General features: G+C 56.1%; 13 protein-coding genes. 6 read left to right on the forward strand and 7 right to left on the reverse strand.

The features are described from left to right. The first annotated feature begins 279 nt into the window (after window positions 1–279). The 4 genes from parE (at window position 280) to serB (ending at window position 7552) form a co-directional block, all read left to right on the forward strand. Window positions 280–2175, forward strand: a complete 1896-nt coding sequence (gene parE / locus R3F64_RS00310) for a DNA topoisomerase IV subunit B (protein WP_085917928.1) — start codon at window positions 280–282, stop codon at window positions 2173–2175. 124 nt (window positions 2176–2299) lie between these two features. After that, window positions 2300–4252, forward strand: coding sequence for a methyl-accepting chemotaxis protein (locus R3F64_RS00315; protein ID WP_254902853.1), 1953 nt, complete (start codon window positions 2300–2302; stop codon window positions 4250–4252). A gap of 109 nt (window positions 4253–4361) precedes the next feature. After that, window positions 4362–6608: a DNA topoisomerase IV subunit A gene (gene parC / locus R3F64_RS00320; RefSeq protein WP_085917929.1), complete on the forward strand. Its 2247-nt coding sequence runs from the start codon at window positions 4362–4364 to the stop codon at window positions 6606–6608. Between the two features lie 20 nt (window positions 6609–6628). Further along, complete coding sequence (gene serB, locus R3F64_RS00325) at window positions 6629–7552, forward strand: phosphoserine phosphatase SerB (RefSeq protein ID WP_332609097.1); 924 nt, start codon at window positions 6629–6631, stop codon at window positions 7550–7552. A 28-nt stretch (window positions 7553–7580) separates the two neighbouring features. Here the strand turns inward: serB and R3F64_RS00330 are convergent, their stop codons facing one another. The 7 genes from R3F64_RS00330 to R3F64_RS00360 all read right to left on the reverse strand — a co-directional run bounded on the left by R3F64_RS00330 (window position 7581) and on the right by R3F64_RS00360 (window position 14345). Further along, a complete protein-coding gene (locus R3F64_RS00330) occupies window positions 7581–8417 on the reverse strand; it encodes a DUF6694 family lipoprotein (protein WP_332609099.1) in 837 nt (278 codons plus the stop codon). 69 nt (window positions 8418–8486) lie between these two features. Continuing rightward, on the reverse strand, window positions 8487–8873 hold the full coding sequence (locus R3F64_RS00335; RefSeq protein WP_085917932.1) for a Na+/H+ antiporter subunit G: 387 nt from the start codon (window positions 8871–8873) through the stop codon (window positions 8487–8489). A gap of 37 nt (window positions 8874–8910) precedes the next feature. Beyond that, window positions 8911–9180, reverse strand: coding sequence for a K+/H+ antiporter subunit F (locus R3F64_RS00340; protein ID WP_066317677.1), 270 nt, complete (start codon window positions 9178–9180; stop codon window positions 8911–8913). Beyond that, complete coding sequence (locus R3F64_RS00345) at window positions 9174–9671, reverse strand: Na+/H+ antiporter subunit E (protein WP_066317673.1); 498 nt, start codon at window positions 9669–9671, stop codon at window positions 9174–9176. The genes R3F64_RS00340 and R3F64_RS00345 overlap by 7 nt, the downstream gene beginning before the upstream one ends. After that, a complete protein-coding gene (locus tag R3F64_RS00350; RefSeq protein WP_332609105.1) occupies window positions 9668–11179 on the reverse strand; it encodes a monovalent cation/H+ antiporter subunit D in 1512 nt (503 codons plus the stop codon). The genes R3F64_RS00345 and R3F64_RS00350 overlap by 4 nt, the downstream gene beginning before the upstream one ends. Beyond that, complete coding sequence (locus tag R3F64_RS00355; protein ID WP_085917935.1) at window positions 11176–11508, reverse strand: Na+/H+ antiporter subunit C; 333 nt, start codon at window positions 11506–11508, stop codon at window positions 11176–11178. Before R3F64_RS00355 ends, R3F64_RS00350 begins: the two co-directional genes overlap by 4 nt. After that, the gene (locus tag R3F64_RS00360) at window positions 11508–14345 is read right to left on the reverse strand and encodes a monovalent cation/H+ antiporter subunit A (protein ID WP_332609107.1); all 2838 of its coding nucleotides are present in this window, start codon (window positions 14343–14345) and stop codon (window positions 11508–11510) included. Before R3F64_RS00360 ends, R3F64_RS00355 begins: the two co-directional genes overlap by 1 nt. A gap of 168 nt (window positions 14346–14513) precedes the next feature. Between R3F64_RS00360 and R3F64_RS00365 the strand changes: the two genes are divergently transcribed. Together R3F64_RS00365 and leuA are read left to right on the forward strand one after the other, a co-directional pair. Beyond that, window positions 14514–15383, forward strand: coding sequence for an ion transporter (locus tag R3F64_RS00365; RefSeq protein WP_268901503.1), 870 nt, complete (start codon window positions 14514–14516; stop codon window positions 15381–15383). Window positions 15384–15703: 320 nt separating this feature from the next. After that, complete coding sequence (gene leuA / locus R3F64_RS00370; protein ID WP_085917938.1) at window positions 15704–17410, forward strand: 2-isopropylmalate synthase; 1707 nt, start codon at window positions 15704–15706, stop codon at window positions 17408–17410. Window positions 17411–17430: the final 20 nt, after the last annotated feature.

The following is a 17430-nucleotide window of genomic DNA, read 5'->3' on the forward strand; positions in this document are numbered from 1 at the left end:
TAATTAAGCCGGTGCTAGCGCCGGTGACAGGTCTACGAGGAGGTGCTGTGAACCCATCCTTGGGCGCTACATTTGCCATCTGACCGCCATGGATGGCGGAAATGCCGGAATTGAAGGGATCATTTTTCCGGCCATGGCAAATGACCTCCTCTACGACCTATCCCCGGCGCTCTTCCCTGGTAATAAATATGGCTGGATATACAGCATTTTGCTTTTCGGCTATCCTGTATCCCTTTGAAAGCATTCATACGTGCATGACCCTTCAGGAATCGACGTTACATGACCCAGTTTGATGCCTCCCAGTACGGCGCGAGTTCCATCGAAGTCCTCTCGGGGCTCGAGCCGGTACGAAAGCGTCCCGGTATGTATACCGACACCTCGCGGCCCAACCACCTTGCTCAGGAAGTGATCGATAACAGCGTCGATGAAGCGCTGGCGGGCCACGCCTCAGCTATCAGCGTCGTGCTGCATAGCGACGGTGCGATCGAGGTGCAGGATAACGGCCGCGGAATGCCGATCGATATGCACCCCGAGCACGGCGTGTCGGGCGTCGAGCTGATCTTTACCAAACTGCACTCAGGCGGCAAGTTCTCATCGGACAGCTACCGTTTTTCCGGTGGCCTGCACGGCGTCGGCGTGTCGGTCGTTAATGCGCTGTCGCGGCGCCTGGATGTCGAAGTCACGCGCAACGGTGCGCGCCATGCCATGGCGTTCGAGTTCGGGGAAAAGGTCGAAGAACTGCGCGAAATTGGCAAAGCGGCCAAGCGTGCCAGCGGTACCCTTGTGCGTTTCTGGCCGGATGAAAGCTACTTCGATAGCCCTAAACTGGCATTGGGCAAACTGAAACACCTGTTGCGGGCCAAGGCGGTACTTTGCCCAGGGCTTGCCGTTACCCTGATTGAGCCCGACGGCACCAAAACCGAGTGGGCCTACGCCGATGGGCTTCGCGACTACCTGGCAGAAGCCACCGATGGTTATGAAGTGGTGCCAGCCGAGCCCTTTATCGGTCACTTCAACGACGATGAAAACGGCGTGGACTGGGCTATCCAATGGTTGCCCGAGGGCGGCGACGCGCTATTGGAAAGCTATGTTAACTTGATCCCCACCCCGCAAGGCGGCACCCACGTGAACGGGTTTCGCTCGGGTTTGCTCGAAGCACTGCGCGAGTTCTGTGAGTACCGTAGCCTACTACCCCGTGGCATCAAGCTCACCGCTGATGACTTGTGGGAGCGCGCCTCCTTTGTGCTTTCGGTCAAGATGCTGGATCCCCAGTTTGCCGGGCAAACCAAAGAGCGGCTTTCGTCGCGAACCATCGCGGGCTTTGTGTCAGGGGTGCTCAAGGACGCCTTTTCGCTATGGCTCAACCACCATGTCGACCAGGGCGAAGCCCTTGCCGAGCTGGTGATTAGCGCCGCCCAGCGCCGCCAGAAAAAAGCCAAGAAGGTGGCGCGCAAGAAAGTGACATCGGGCCCGGCCCTGCCCGGCAAGCTGGCAGATTGCTCGGGGCAGGACCCCGCTCAGAGCGAGCTGTTCCTGGTCGAGGGTGACTCCGCCGGGGGCAGCGCCAAGCAGGCGCGTAACCGCGAGACCCAGGCCATAATGCCGCTGCGTGGCAAAATCCTTAACACCTGGGAAGTCGAGACCCACGATATCTTCGGCTCGCAGGAAGTTCACGATATCGCGGTGGCGATTGGCGCCGACCCGGGCAGCGCTGACCTGGAAAAATTGCGCTACCACAAAATCTGTATTCTCGCCGACGCCGACTCCGACGGCCTGCATATTGCCACGCTGCTTTGCGCGCTGTTCGTCAAGCACTTCCCCAGTCTGGTGGACGCGGGCCACGTCTATGTGGCCATGCCGCCGCTTTACCGTATTGACCTGGGAAAAGAGGTTCACTACGCCCTCGACGAAAGCGAAAAAGCCGCGATCCTAAAACAGCTGGCACAAAAGCGTGGTACTCCGAACGTTCAGCGTTTTAAAGGCTTGGGCGAAATGAGCCCGCTGCAACTGCGCGAAACCACCATGGCGGTGGAAACCCGCCGTCTGGTTCAGCTTACCCTCGATGAAGGGGATGGCACGCTGGAAATGATGGATATGCTGCTGGCCAAAAAGCGTGCCGGCGATCGCAAGAAATGGCTGGAAGATTACGGCAACCTTGCTGACGTCGAGGTCTAGTGACGGTGTCAACCCTGCATTGGTATTAAATAGCTAAGGTTGGGCATTAATTAGCCGATAGTGAATAAAGAGCGTACCTGAAAAAAAGTACGCCAGTCAGTATCACTTACATCACTAAAGGGGAATGTCCTTGTTTAATACCATTTCGAGGCAGTTAACACTGGCGGCGTTTGCTCTCATGCTACTCATGGCAGCAAGTATTTACGCCGTCATGGCATGGCGCGGCCAACCGCAGGTTATAGAGGCAAGCCAATTGCTTGTTGACCGAACAGGTGAATCCATTGTCAACGCAATGAATGCACAGCTAGCCCGCGTGGAAGGTAATACAGCGAGTCTTGCCTCGCTCGCAGAGTCATTACCTCGCGAGGAATCGTTGTTTCGTCAAGCCTTCCCACGGGTTGTCGACGACAGCGGCAATACAGCCATTGCCGGGGGTGGTATCTGGCCGGAGCCGGGTGCGTTTGAAGACGGGGTCGAGCGATTCAGCTTCTTCTGGGCGAGAAATGCTGAAGGTGAGATTGAGTTCCTGGATGATTATAATGCTGATGATATGGCGCCTTACCATGAGGAGGCCTGGTATCAGAATGCCCGCGATGCCGAGCCAGGTCAGTGTATCTGGTCAACGGCTTATCGCGACGCAACTACCGGGGTGGCGATGGTAACCTGTAGCGTGCCCTACTACCTTGACGATGAGTTCGCCGGGGTCGCGACCATCGATATGCAACTGGAAGGCATCGCCGAATTTCTGGCCGAGAATGGTGGCACAACCGGGGGCTATGCCTTCGTGCTTGATAGAGCAGGCAAGGTCATTCACTTTCCTGGTGCGGATCTGGCGACGGCTGATATGCAAGGGTTAGACGATCTGACCAGCGATATGCCCTGGCTTTCACCAGTGGTCGAGGCTGTCGAATCAGGCAGTCAAAATGTCCAGGTGGAAACAGCAGGCGTTCTGGATAAGCCTGCCTCGGTTCGTTTGTTCGATATGCAGGACACGGGCTGGACATTGGGTCTCATGACGCCTCAAGAAAAAGTGACGGCACTGGCACAGACATTGACGCGTGATCTGATGGTGGTAATCCTTCCCCTTTTGGCCCTGCTGCTGGCGTTAGGCTGGTGGGGTGGACGTATACTTTTGCGTCAAATCCACAGCACCACCGAGCAGATTGACCAACTCGGCCAAGGCGGCTCAAGTCGAGAACTGACGATTTATCGTAATGATGAAATTGGCGAGTTGCGCAGTGCAGTGAACCGTTATGCTGAAAAATTACGACACCTGTTTGAGGACGTGAGCCAGGTATCCGACGTGATTGCCAGTGAAGCGACGGAAATTGCCTCCGGCAACACAGAATTGTCCAGTCGGACCGAGCAACAGGCCGCATCGCTTCAGGAAACTTCTTCCACAATGGAGGAAATGGCGACAACCGTTAAGCGCAACGCTGATAATGCCAACGAAGCCGATCAGCGCGTCACTGACGCGACTGAAAAAGTCAGGCGGGGTGGCGAACAGGTCGCGCGTTTAGCTCAGTCGATGGAGGCGATCAATGAAAGCTCGGGAGAGGTTTCTTCAATTGTCGATGTCATTGAAAATATTGCGTTTCAAACCAATATTTTGGCACTCAATGCCTCCGTTGAAGCTGCCCGGGCGGGTGAGCACGGGCGAGGTTTTGCGGTCGTCGCCAGTGAAGTTCGCGAACTGGCTTCCAGAAGCGCTACATCCGCTCGCGACATCAATGAGTTGATCAAGACCACGTCCCAACAAATTGAAACCGGTAGCGGTTATGCTCGTGATGCAGAAGGTGCAATGCAGGAAATTGTTTCGGCGATTGAAGAAATCGCCGAACGCATCGCAGAAATCAGTCAAGCGTCCAGCGAACAGACGAACGGCATTGATGAAATCAATCGTGCTGTCTCGCAAATGGACACGGTTACCCAGCAGAACGCAGGGCTTGTGAGCCAAGCGTCAGGAGCGGCCAACGAACTTTCTGTTCAGGCACAGCGCCTGAAGAGTTTACTTGATGATTTTCAGCGCGATAATCAACGCTCCCCGGAAGCGGTACCGCTTTCGGGGCCTCAGTGACGTTATTGATATGACGTAAGCAACTACTAACGCATTGAGTATCAATGTGTAGCAGGAATAGCCGCTCCCGTCGGGGCGGCTTTGCTTGTCAGGAAAGGATGAATACCCCATGGATATTCAGGTAGCGGAAGGCGACGTCGAGCGCTTGTCCTTGCGCGATTACACCGAAAAAGCGTACCTCGACTACTCGATGTACGTGATTCTCGACCGTGCACTGCCCAACATTGGTGATGGCATGAAACCCGTGCAGCGGCGGATTATCTATGCCATGCGCGAGCTGGCGCTGCATGCCAACGCCAAGTACAAGAAGTCGGCGCGCACCGTCGGCGACGTGTTGGGTAAGTTTCACCCCCACGGTGACAGTGCCTGCTATGAAGCCATGGTGCTGATGGCACAGCCTTTCAGCTATCGCTATCCGCTGGTGGACGGTCAGGGCAACTGGGGGAGTCCTGACGATCCGAAATCGTTTGCCGCCATGCGCTACACCGAAGCCAAGCTATCCAAGTTTGCCGAAGTGCTGCTCAGCGAGCTGGGCCAGGGAACTGTCGACTGGGTGCCCAACTTTGACGGTACCATGCAGGAGCCGCTGGTGCTGCCCGCGCGCTTGCCGCATGTGCTGCTCAATGGCGGCACCGGGATTGCGGTGGGTATGGCGACCGATATTCCGCCGCACAACGTGTCTGAGGTCGTGGATGCCACCTGTCACCTGTTACGCAATCCGCAGGCCACGACGACAGATCTGATGGACTTCATTCCCGCGCCGGACTTCCCGACTGATGCGGAAATTATTACGCCCAAAGAAGACCTGCGGAAGCTCTACGAATCCGGTCGTGGTTCGGTCAAGTTGCGCGCTCGCTACGAGCGGGAAGGCCCCAACATTGTAATTACCTCCTTGCCGTATCAGGTCAGCGGCGCCAAGGTGCTGGAACAGATTGCTGCCCAGATGCAGGCCAAAAAGCTGCCCATGGTGGCCGATCTGCGCGATGAATCGACCCACGAAGAACCCACTCGTCTGGTGATTGAGCCGCGTTCCAATCGCATTGACGTTGAGTCGTTGATGGACCACCTGTTTGCCACCACGGACCTGGAAAAGAACGTGCGGGTTAACATGAACGTGATCGGTCTGGATGGCCGCCCAAGGGTGATGCCGCTGCCCGAGATGCTGGGCGAATGGCTGCGCTTTCGTCGTGGGACGGTGCGCCGCCGACTTGAGCACCGCCTGGGTAAGGTGGAAGACCGCCTGCATATTCTGGAAGGCCTGCTCACCGCCTACCTGAATATCGATGAGGTGATTCGCATTATTCGAGAGGAAGATGAGCCCAAGCCTGCATTGGTAGCGGCCTTTGGCCTCTCTGAACGACAGGCGGAAGCAATTCTGGAATTGCGCCTGCGTCATCTTGCCAAGCTTGAAGAGATGAAAATCCGCGGCGAGCAGGATGATCTGGAAAAAGAACGCAAATACCTACAGGGCCTGCTGGGCAGTGAAGCCAAGCTGACCACGCTGATCGAAAAAGAGATTCGCGCGGCGGGTAAAGAGCATGGCGATGAACGCCGCTCGCCACTGGTCGCCAGGGCCGACGCCAAGGCGTTGTCCGAAGTCGAACTTCTCGGGGCTGATCCGATCACCGTCGTGCTGTCAGAGAAGGGCTGGATTCGGTCTGCCAAGGGCCATGATATCGACCCCGAAGGGCTTTCCTATAAAGCGGGCGACCGTTTCCAGTTGGCTGCACGAGGCAAAACCAACCAACCCTTGGTGCTGCTGGATGATACCGGGCGTGCCTATACGCTCAGTGCCCATAACCTGCCCAGTGCGAGGGGGCAGGGAGAGCCAGTCACCGGGCGCGCGAATGTGTCGGCCGGGGCCCGTATGGCCGGTTTGATGCTGGCACCTGCCGAGCGGCGTTTTGTCCTGGCAAGCGACGGCGGCTACGGCTTTATTGCCCGTTTGGAAGCGCTCACCGGTAAAAATAAAGCAGGTAAGGCGGTGCTTAGCCTGCCTAAAGGCTGCAGTGTGATGGCACCGGTTGAAGTGCCTGAGGGCGAAGAACTTTGGGTGGCTTCGGTCTCCAACGAAGGTCGGCTATTGCTGTTCCCCTTGGATCAGTTGCCTGAAATGGCCAAGGGCAAAGGCAACAAGATGCTGGATATCCCCGGTCCGCGTGCCGCACGCCGCGAGGAATTCGTGCGCAGCATTGCGGTAATTAAAGACAGCGACGTCCTGGAGCTGCACGCCGGTAAGCGAAAACTCACGCTGAAAACCGATGATTTGGCCTATTATCGCGGCGAGCGAGGTCGGCGGGGCAGCAAGTTGCCACGCGGTTTCCAAAAGGTTGATTGGATAGGGGCAGGGGACTAAACAATGACAGGAACTAAGTGATGGCAAGCGGCGATTTAATTTTAACCGTGTTAGCGCCGCGTTTAAGCGCGGATATTCAGTCCCAGGTGGACGCTTTGAGGGTACAGTTTGACCTGCAGGAAAACAGCATCCGACGGCTGTCAGATGTGGCGCAGGGCGAACGCATCGACTGCCTTGAGCTGTACTTGAGTGGTACCGATGTTGATCTTGAAGCCCTGCGTCATGCCGCGCTGGTTTTGAGCGAGACCTTGAACGTGGATATTGCGGTTCAGCAAAACCTGCGACAACAGGTTAAGCCTCGGCTGGTGTGCTTCGATATGGACTCCACGCTGATCAAGGCTGAAGTGATTGACGAGCTGGCCTATCGTCATGGCGTGGGCAGTGAAGTTGCCGAGGTAACCGAGCGGGCGATGCGTGGTGAGCTCGATTTTCAGCAAAGCTTCCGCGAGCGGATGAGCAAGCTGGCTGGTCTGGACGAGTCCGTGTTGGCTGAGATCGCCGCCGAGCTACCCTTGATGGAAGGCGTCGAACGGCTGATGGCCAACCTGAAGCGCCTGGGGTATCGCACTGCCATCCTTTCCGGTGGTTTCACTTACTTTGCTGACTACCTACAGCATAAACTCGGCTTCGATGAGGTCCATGCCAACGAGCTGGTGATCGAGAATGGCAAGGTCACCGGCGAGGTGCGCGAGCCGATTGTCGACGCAGACCGCAAGGCTGAACTGCTGGAAACCATTGCTCTGCGTGAAGGTTTGACACTCGACCAGACGATTGCGGTGGGCGATGGCGCCAATGATCTCAAAATGCTCGCTAAAGCCGGCCTGGGCATTGCTTACCGCGCCAAACCCATGGTGCGGTCACAGGCGCGCCAAGCCATTTCACATCTCGATATTGATGCGGTGTTGTACCTTATAGGCTACCCAGACGTAGATTTGATCGACTGATATAAAGTCAAGGCCCTTGAGAGGGCCCTTAATGCTCGCCGGAATGAGCGGTCATGTCGCCATACTCCTCACGCAACTCATCGAGTCTCTCTCGCTGTTGCTCGCTAAGCGGGGGCGTATCCCAAAGCGGGTCGCCCTCGGCGTCGTGCAGGCCTTCGATGGTGACATCAAACTGGGCATTATCGGGAATCTCGCGGTTACCCCAGGGGCCAAAACGGTTGGGCGCCAAACTCCATTGGGCGCTTTCGCCAGGGGCTAAACCGCCGGGAATCACGTAATAAAACGCTTCATCGACCCAGGGCGTCTCGAGACCAGGACTGCCGACAACGCCTCTGAGTGACAGTTCCGAGATACGTTGATCAGAGCCGTTGGTGACCTCCAGTTCAATAACCGGCTCTAGCGCTCCATAGGGGCTTGTGCTCATGTAAAAATCGGCGCTGTCGAGGGTCACCTGAGCCCGTTGTTCGCGGTCATGCTCCGCATTAGCCTGCTTTTCTTCAAGTCGGGAGAGAATGCCCAGCGCCTGACTTCGTTCCCGTGCCCGGCGGTTACGCAATAACTCATTGGCTTTCTCTATCGCTTCATCACCCGTCAGCCCATGCATGTAAGCATTGGCCGACTCGGCGATTTCCGCGGCGTTCATCGGCCTTGGGTTAAGAATATCGATACCGTTAAACGATGACATCGCCATAATGGTCAGCGCCTGATCAAATTCGTCGCGCTTGTAAGGGGGCAGTGAGTCGCGCACCTTTTCGACGGATATAACAGCGGCGGGCATTGAACTGGTATCAATTCTGGGCTCTGAACACCCCGCAAGCATTATCATTGCGAACGATAATGTCGATAGCCTTAACAGGCTCCACATACAGTTACCTCACCTCAATATCGTCAACCCGGGAAGGGTGCCAGCGCTTGGTTTAGAAGGCAAAATCGATCAGCCATGGCCTTTGTCGGGGTGAGGGACCGGCTTTTTACCGACTTCCTCGGGGCGGAGCTCTACGGGTTTACCCTGGGTGATATCGATGTGCTTCAGGCGTAAGTGCAGCCCCGTTTTGGCGAGCAAGTGAGCGCTGACCGGTGCAGTAATAAATAAAAACAGAGTGATCAATAACTCCTGAATATCGGGTCTGCCGTCAACGCTCCAGAAGTATGCCATGGAGGCCACCAGCATGCAGCCGATACCCAGAGTCGTTGCCTTGGTGGGGCCGTGTAAGCGCATGTAGAAATCGCGGAGATGCGCCATCCCCAGAGAGCCGACGAATACAAAAGCGCCGCCTGTGATCAGCAATAATGAAATAAGCGCCTCTACCCAAAGCGACATAAGCGTACCTGTATAATAGCCAAGAGGGTGACCGGGTTCATTCGATAATGTCCCCGCGTAATATGTATTTGCACACCGCTACCGTGCTGATAAAGCCCAGCATGGCGATGAGCAGCGCCGACTCGAAATAGGTCTTGCTGTTCAGCCACAGGCCGAGTAGTACAATCAGCGCGATGGAGTTGACGTACATGGTGTCCAGCGCCAGTACTCGATCCGGCAAATCGGGACCAATGGTCAGCCGATAGAGGTTCATCAGCAGTGCCATCACCACCAACGCCAGGGTGATATAAAGTGCGATGCTTAGCATTCGTAAATCTCCTTGAGCGGGCGTTCGTAGCGCTCCCGAATCTGCTCGATCAGTGCCTCTTCGTCTGTTTCGTTGAGGGCATGAATAAGCAGCGATTTACCGTCCATACGCAGGTTGGCGGAGACCGTCCCCGGCGTCAGGCTGATAGTGCTGGCAAGCAGTGTAATGGTGAAACGCTCCTCAAGCATCAGAGGGTATTCGACAAAATGGGGATTTAATTTACGCCATGGGTTGGCGATCAGATACGCCACTTCAAAATTGGCGGTGATGATGTCGCCAAGCACGCGCAGCACAAAACGCAACAGCAGCAACGGCTTTTTGATGCGCGGTCGGGCATCCCAAAAGCGGTTGGTAAGCAAGGGGATGATAATGGCCAGTGCGCCACCCAATACGATATGCCCGGGCGCCACACTGCGCACCAGGAGTAGCCACACGAAAAGCAGCAACAATGAAAAAACCGGGGTCGGCAACCAGGCGCGGGATCGAATCATTGGGTGCCTCCAGCGTCATTGATCAACGTATCGATTACCAGGCTAGGGTTAGCCAATTGCTTAGCGGCGGCCTGGGTATAGTCGCTAACGGGGCCGGCAAACACGACCAGCAGTAGCGAGCTACTTAACAGCCACGCCATGCCAAACCACTGGCAACGGGGCAGTGGACGGCCACTGAGATGGCCGCGATGACTGCGCCAGAACAGGGTTGAACCCGCACGCGAGAGCGCAATGAGCGATGCCAGACCTGCCAGCAAGACGAGTGTCCAGAGCCAAAGTCGTTGGCTGCCTTCCGCGGCGTTGAGCATCAGCGCTTTGCCGAAAGCGCCCGAGAGAGGGGGTAAGCCAGCCACCGCGATCGCCCCTATAAAGAACGCCAGCGCCAGTGCCGAGCCTTGTACCATGGGGCGACCCTTGACGAGTCGCGTACCCGGTTTGCCACGTTGCAGGCCGATCATCTCAGCCAACAAGAACAGGCCGCCGGTAATCAGCGTTGTGTGAATCAAGTAGTAAAGCAGTGCCGAGGTGGCTTCAGGCGTGCGCATCCCGACACCCGCAAGCAGTGTGCCGACGGAAATCAACACCAGATAGGCAATGAGCAGGCGCAAATCCCGAGCGGCCAGCACGCCTATGCCCGCGGCGGCCAGCGTCGCTAATGAGAGCCACCAGACCCAGGGTTGCTCGAGGGCTTGCAGATTACCTGCCTGGTCGCCAAAGATGAGACTGTAGACACGCAAAATGGAATAGATGCCGACCTTGGTCATTACCGCAAACAGGGCGGCCACCGGTGCAGGGGCCGCCGCGTAGGCACGGGGCAACCAGAAATACAGCGGTAAAATGGCTGCCTTGAGGCCAAAGACCACCAGTAACATCAAGGCACCAGCCACCACCAACCCTTCGCGTTCAGCGGGCAGTTCGGCCATACGCGAGGCCATATCCGCCATGTTCAGCGTGCCGGTTGCCCCGTAGAGAATGCCCACGCCAATCAGGAACAGCGAAGACCCCGCCAGATTGAGTACCACGTAATGAACACTGGACTGAATGCGCGCCTTGCCGCCGCCGTGGAGCAGCAGGGCATAGGAGGCCAGCAGCAGCACTTCAAAGAAGACGAAGAGGTTAAACAGGTCTCCGGTTAAAAAAGCACCGTTGATGCCCATCAACTGCCATTGGAAGAGACCATGAAAGTTGCTGCCTTTTTCATCATCACCGCCGCAGGCAAAGACGACAGCCCCGACGGCCAGGAGGGCGGTCACCAGCAACATGAGCGCCGACAGACGATCGAGCACCAGCGCAATGCCAAACGGAGGCTGCCAATCGCCGAGGGCGTAATAGGTAACCTCTCCACTGGCGGCTTGGTTCAGCAGTCCAATGGCAACGAAGAGCAGCGCAAACGTTGCGACCACACTGACGACGCGTTTGTAACGAACCATTCCCTGGCGTTGGTAGAGTAACAAGATACCCGCGATTAATGGCACAACGACAGGTAAAACAATCAAATGCTGGGTCATTCGCGGTCTTCCTTTTTGCCGTCTACGTGGTCATTCCCTACTTCACTTCGCGCGCGCATCGCCAGAATGACCACAAAGGCGGTCATCGCAAACCCGATCACGATGGCCGTTAGCACCAGCGCCTGGGGAAGCGGGTCAGCGAAGCCATTGCCTTCATTGACCAGTGCGGCGCCATCAGTGGTCAGCCCGCCCATCGAAAATAGAAATAAATTGACGGCGTAGGAGAGCAGGGTCAGGCCGACCACCACAGGGAAGGTTCGCCCACGCAGAGTCAGGTAAAGTCCGGAGGCGGTGAGCACGCCAGTGGTCATCGCGTAGAGCAGTTCCATTAGCGAGGCTCCTTGCTGGTGGGGGTGGCGGACGTCTCAGCATTTTTTTCGGTTTTTTCGGTCACTGGGCGATGGGCAGTGGTTACTTTGCCCAGGTTGGCGAGGATCATGAGCGTGGCACCGACCACTGCCAGATAAACGCCCAGGTCGAAAAGTAGCGCCGTCGCCAACTCAAATTCACCGACAACGGGTAGGGTGAAGTAGCCAAACGACGATGTCAGGAACGGATAGCCGAATAGCCAACTGCCAAGCCCTGTCAGCGTCGCGACCGCGACGCCCATGATGGCCACGGGCTGGAAGGGGAAGTCGAGGCGTTCCTGCGCCCATTCCACGCCTCGGGCCATATACAGCAGAATCAACGCAACAGCAGTAATCAAGCCGGCGATGAAGCCACCGCCAGGCTGGTTGTGACCACGCAGGAAGATAAACGCTGATACCAGCAATGCCAGCGGTAGTATCGTCATGGAAACAGAGGTCAAAATGGCCGGATAGCGGTCCGGTGACCATACCCGGCCTTCGCCATCACTGTGCGGCATAAACAGGCGCAAGCGGTTGAGTAGCTTGAATATCGCAAGGCCTGCAAGGGCAAGCACGGTAATTTCGCCTAGCGTATCGAAGCCCCGGAAGTCGACGAGGATGACGTTGACCACGTTGTAGCCTCCACCGCCGGGTTTGCTGTTTTCGACAAAAAAATTGGAGATCGACAGCGTTTCCCGGGTCAATACCGCATAGTTGAGGCTGGCAATCACCAGCCCCAGCGACCCAGCCAGCAGAATATCGCGGACGTTGCGCAGCGGGCTTGATTCCTGAGGTGTTTTCTGCGGCAGGAAGAACAACGCCAGCATCAGCAGAATCATGGTCACCACTTCCACGGATAGCTGGGTCAGTGCTAAGTCCGGCGCAGAAAAACGTGCAAAGGTGAGGGCCACAAATAAACCAACAATCGATAGCATGAGCAATGAAATCAAACGGTACCGGTGGGTAGCCGCGGTTGCGATGCCGCCAAAGATAAGCATTACCGCGCCTAGAATGACCACGCCGTCGATCGGCTGGTTGCCCGCTGCCCCCGTTAAATCGGTGACCTGGACCAGGCCGATTAGCCCCATCACAAAGGCAGCGGATAGCAACAGCGTCATGTAGCGCTGTAATGAATTACCCTCGAATGCAGTGAGGAGTTGTTCAGCACGATAGCCCATCGTTACCACAAAGCGCTCAAACACCCGCCGGGCATCAACGCTTTCGAACTGTCGGGTGAACAGGCGCATGTCTCTGTGGCGCCAATAGAGGACGGTGCCGATCAACAATGCCGCAACACTCATCAACAGTGGCAGGTTGACGCCATGCCAGATCGCCAGTTTGAAATCCAGCGGACGCTGGAGTACCGCTTGGGTGGCAAGGTCGAGCAGGTGTGTGGCAGTGAGGGCGGGCAGCAGACCGATCACGACGCACAGCACTACAAGAATTTCCACGGGTAAACGCATCAGGTGTGGCGGTTCGTGGGGCGATTTAGGCGGTGCCTCGCGGGCTGGCTTGAAGAAAACCGCATGTACAAGGCGCAGCGAGTAAGCCACAGAGAGAATGCCCCCCAGCGTGGCAAGGGCAGGCAGTAACCAGCTCAAGCCACCCAGTACCGGGGTTTTCAGGGTTTCAGTAAAGAACATCTCTTTTGAAAGAAAGCCGTTGAACAGCGGCACACCCGCCATGGCGGCGGCGGCAAGTGTGGTCAACAGTGCGGTTACCGGCATGGCTTTTTTCAGGCCACCCAGTTGCTTGAGTTCACGTGTTCCTGTCTCGTGGTCAATAATGCCAGCGCTCATGAACAGCGCCGCTTTGAAGGTGGCATGATTGAGAATGTGAAAAAGAGCCGCCAGGACAGCCATTGGACTGCCGATGCCCAACAGTACCGTGATCAGCCCCAAATGGCTGACCGTGGAAAAGGCCAGAATGCCTTTCAAGTCGGTTTTGAATAGCGCAAACCAGGCCCCGTAAAGCAGCGTGGCGGTGCCCACGAGCGATACAACGACGGTCCACAGCTCACTGTCGGCAATTGCCGGGTGTAGCCTTGCCATGAGGAAAATGCCGGCCTTCACCATCGTGGCCGAATGCAGGTAGGCCGAAACCGGTGTAGGAGCGGCCATCGCATGAGGGAGCCAAAAATGAAACGGAAACTGAGCTGACTTGGTAAAAGCACCGAGTAAAACCAGGCCGAGCATCAGCGGATAACGCGAGTCGGCGATGATCCTGTCGCTACTGGCCAGAACGTCTCCCATGCTGAAACTGCCTGCCATATCCCCCAGCAACAGAAGCCCTGCCAACAGCGCCAAGCCGCCAGCGCCCGTCACGGTGAGTGCCATTCTTGCGCCTTTACGCGCATCCGATTGGTGCGACCAGAAGCCGATCAATAAAAACGATGAAAGGCTGGTGAGCTCCCAGAATAGCCACAGCAGGATGAGGTTGTCGGACATTGAAATACCGACCATGGAGGCCATGAACAGCATCAGGAAGGCGTAAAAACGACCGACGGGTTCGTCACTTGCCAGATAAAAGTGAGCGTAGAGCAGTATCAACAGCCCGATGCCCATGATTAAAATATTAAACAGCAGCGACAGGCCGTCCAGGCGTAGTGCCAGTTCCAGGTTGAGTTCTGGCAGCCAGCCAACGGCGAAGCGTAGTGCTTCGCCTTCCAGTAGTGCGGGTATCTGCATCAAGGTTAGCAGCAGGGCAATAGCCGGCAGCAGGGCGGTTGCCAACGAGCAGACCATGCGGCTGCGTTGAGCGTTGAGGGCCGGCACCAAGACGCCTAGTAACGGTAGTAAGGCTATCCACAGCAGTGTCATGGGAGTCATCCAGCGCAAAAATCAAAAAAAAGCCCACGGCCCGCCATCGTAAACGTGTCGGCTGAGGCATCGGAGACCGCAAATTAAACAAGAGGATATCACTTGTAGTGGCATTGTGAAGTTTTAGTATAAAGTGACGCCGTCCACCCAAGCGAGCCAATTGACCCTATGAATCAACCTTTCGACACATGGCAGCAGCGTTTCGAAACCCTGCGTTCGAACAAATTTTTTGAAGCCTTTGTGATCGCGATTATCGTCATCTCCGCGCTGGTGATCGGCGCTAAAACCTACGAAGAGGAGACGTCGCGCTTTGAACAATGGCTTCTCTATCTCGACCTGGCCATCACGGTTTTTTTCCTGGTAGAGATCCTCATCAGGATAGCGGCTGAAGGAAGCCTGATACGCTTTTTCAGACGAGGATGGAACGTCTTTGATTTCGTTATCGTGACCGCCAGCCTGATCCCCATGGACGACTCCGAGATGGTCCTGCTGGCGCGACTGCTGCGTATTTTCCGCGTGCTGCGCCTTGTCTCGATGATTCCCGAGCTGCAGATGCTGCTTTCAGCCCTGGTGAAGTCTATTCCGCGTATGGGCTACGTGGTGTTGTTAATGTTCATTATCTTCTACATCTACGCCGCCATTGGCAGCTTCCTGTTTGCCGACGTCGACAGCTTCTTGTGGGGCAATATATCCATTTCGATGCTGACGTTGTTTCGTATCGCCACCTTTGAAGACTGGACGGATATTCTTTATGCCACCCAGGAGGTTTATGCCTGGAGCTGGATTTACTACCTGACGTTTATCTTTCTGACCGCGTTTATTTTCCTCAACATGATGATTGGCATCGTACTGGACGTCATGCAGAAAGAGAGCGCCGCGCTCGATGTTTTGACCAATGGAGAAGATGTCGATGAGACGCACGCGTTGCGCAACGAAGTCAGTGAAATGCGCAGCCAGCTAGACCGAATGGAGGCAGCCCTATCAGGGCAGAGGGCTGACAATGCGCGCACGGATATTGACAAAAACCGCCAAGACTGATTTTCTAGACGTATGAATACATCCATGAACACCTTTGCACTAGACCTACGACTACTAAGCGCCCGTCTCTGAATATCAGGGTCGGGCAGTGCTGCTGGCATTGTCGTTGGTTTTCTTAGTGGTGAGGTAGACATGGTTACAAACACTGGAATTATTGAATCAATTCAATTTGTAGGGTGCCGCTCTTTTATAATCGTGCGCCCGACAAATCCTTATGATCTGCGCCCCATGGCCTTTACTGGCGATGGGGCGTTTTTCGTTGGCACGCCCGCCGTCCATCCAATCGAATACTTTCACCCTACTTGCCCAGGAGAACCGTCATGATGTTGTCTGATCCCGCCAAAAAATACCGCCAGTTTGTTGCGGTGGACCTGCCTGACCGCCAATGGCCCAGCCAGCGGATTGAAACACCGCCGATCTGGTGCAGTGTTGACCTGCGGGATGGCAATCAGTCGCTGATTGATCCGATGGATCATGAGCGCAAGCAGCGCTTGTTCGACATGCTGCTGAAGGTCGGCTTCAAACAGATCGAAGTCGGCTTTCCCTCAGCTTCGCAAACTGATTTTGACTTTGTCCGCACGCTGATCGAACAAGACAAGATCCCGGAAGATGTGACCATTCAAGTGCTGACCCAGGCGCGCCCGCACTTGATTGAGCGCACCTTCGAAGCCTTGAAAGGCGCCAAAAACGCGATCGTGCACGTTTACAACGCCACCGATCCGATGTTCCGCCGTGTGGTGTTCAACGTGGATAAAGCCGAATGCGTGAATATTGCCACCGAGGCCACGGCGCAAATTCGCGACCAAATGAAGGCAGCGCCTGAAACCAACTGGACCTTCCAGTACTCGCCCGAGCTCTTTACCACGACAGAGATGGATTTTGCCGTCGAAATTGTCGAAGCGGTCATGGAAACCTTCGGGCCCAGCGCCGACAACCGGATGATCGTCAACCTGCCGGCAACGGTTGAAGTCGCCACGCCGAATAACTACGCGGACCAGATCGAGTGGTTCTGCCGCAACGTCAAAAATCGTGACCATTTGATTGTCAGCGTGCATCCCCATAATGACCGGGGTACCGGTGTGGCTGCCGCTGAGTTGACGCTGATGGCGGGAGCTGACCGCGTTGAAGGCACCTTGTTCGGCAATGGTGAGCGCACGGGTAACGTCGATATCGTCACCCTCGCCATGAACATGTACACCCAAGGGGTTCATCCGCAGCTCGATTTCTCCAATATCACCCCGGTCATGCGCGAAGTGGAGTACTGCAACCAGTTGCCGGTGCATCCACGCCATCCTTACGTGGGTGATTTGGTGTTTACCGCTTTCTCCGGTTCCCACCAGGATGCGATCAAGAAAGGCATGCTTGACCGTCGCGCCAATCCCGAGGCGGTTTGGGATGTGCCCTATCTGCCTATCGACCCGCTTGATGTAGGTCGTAGTTACGAGGCGGTGATTCGGGTTAACAGCCAGTCCGGTAAAGGTGGGGTGTCGTACCTGCTGGAGCAGGAGCACGGTATCGAGCTGCCGCGTCGGCTTTCCATCGAGTTCAGCCAGGTGGTGCAGGAAGTGGCCGACCGGACCGGTAAAGAGATTACCTCTCAGATGATTTACCAGGCTTTTGCCGATGAGTATCTGGAGCAACGTTCACCCTTTGCGCTGGTCAACCATCGTTTATCGTCGGAGCCAGATAGCCCCAAAGTAACGCTGGACGCCGTGGTCGAGCAGGATGGCGAGCGTCAAACGCTCAATGGCGAGGGTAACGGGCCGCTCGCAGCGTTTGTAAAAGCGCTGGCTGCTGCCGGGCATGATGTGGAAATTATCGACTACCATGAGCACTCCCGTGGCCAGGGCGCCGATGCAGAGGCCATTGCCTATGTGGAAGTCCGCATCGACGGCAAGGCGGTATTCGGTGTCGGTAACGACGAAAGCATTACCAGCGCCTCGATGAAAGGCGTGCTTAGCGCGATCAATCGCCACCATTCGACCCAACCCGCAGCGGCAAACGTGACGGCGGCGTCGTTGGCCTAATCCACCGATGTCCAATTGAA

Origin of the sequence: Halomonas sp. 5021 (assembly GCF_036663435.1) — a bacterium.
In the GTDB taxonomy this organism is placed as follows: Bacteria; Pseudomonadota; Gammaproteobacteria; order Pseudomonadales; family Halomonadaceae; genus Vreelandella; species Vreelandella janggokensis.

Bases quoted from the DNA above. Each gene is read 5' to 3' on its own strand.
- parE (WP_085917928.1), top strand. From the start codon at position 280: ATGACCCAGTTTGATGCCTCCCAGTACGGCGCGAGTTCCATCGAAGTC.
- R3F64_RS00315 (WP_254902853.1), top strand. From the start codon at position 2,300: ATGTCCTTGTTTAATACCATTTCGAGGCAGTTAACACTGGCGGCGTTT.
- parC (WP_085917929.1), top strand. From the start codon at position 4,362: ATGGATATTCAGGTAGCGGAAGGCGACGTCGAGCGCTTGTCCTTGCGC.
- serB (WP_332609097.1), top strand. From the start codon at position 6,629: ATGGCAAGCGGCGATTTAATTTTAACCGTGTTAGCGCCGCGTTTAAGC.
- R3F64_RS00330 (WP_332609099.1), bottom strand. From the start codon at position 8,417: ATGTGGAGCCTGTTAAGGCTATCGACATTATCGTTCGCAATGATAATG.
- R3F64_RS00335 (WP_085917932.1), bottom strand. From the start codon at position 8,873: ATGTCGCTTTGGGTAGAGGCGCTTATTTCATTATTGCTGATCACAGGC.
- R3F64_RS00340 (WP_066317677.1), bottom strand. From the start codon at position 9,180: ATGCTAAGCATCGCACTTTATATCACCCTGGCGTTGGTGGTGATGGCA.
- R3F64_RS00345 (WP_066317673.1), bottom strand. From the start codon at position 9,671: ATGATTCGATCCCGCGCCTGGTTGCCGACCCCGGTTTTTTCATTGTTG.
- R3F64_RS00350 (WP_332609105.1), bottom strand. From the start codon at position 11,179: ATGACCCAGCATTTGATTGTTTTACCTGTCGTTGTGCCATTAATCGCG.
- R3F64_RS00355 (WP_085917935.1), bottom strand. From the start codon at position 11,508: ATGGAACTGCTCTACGCGATGACCACTGGCGTGCTCACCGCCTCCGGA.
- R3F64_RS00360 (WP_332609107.1), bottom strand. From the start codon at position 14,345: ATGACACTGCTGTGGATAGCCTTACTACCGTTACTAGGCGTCTTGGTG.
- R3F64_RS00365 (WP_268901503.1), top strand. From the start codon at position 14,514: ATGAATCAACCTTTCGACACATGGCAGCAGCGTTTCGAAACCCTGCGT.
- leuA (WP_085917938.1), top strand. From the start codon at position 15,704: ATGATGTTGTCTGATCCCGCCAAAAAATACCGCCAGTTTGTTGCGGTG.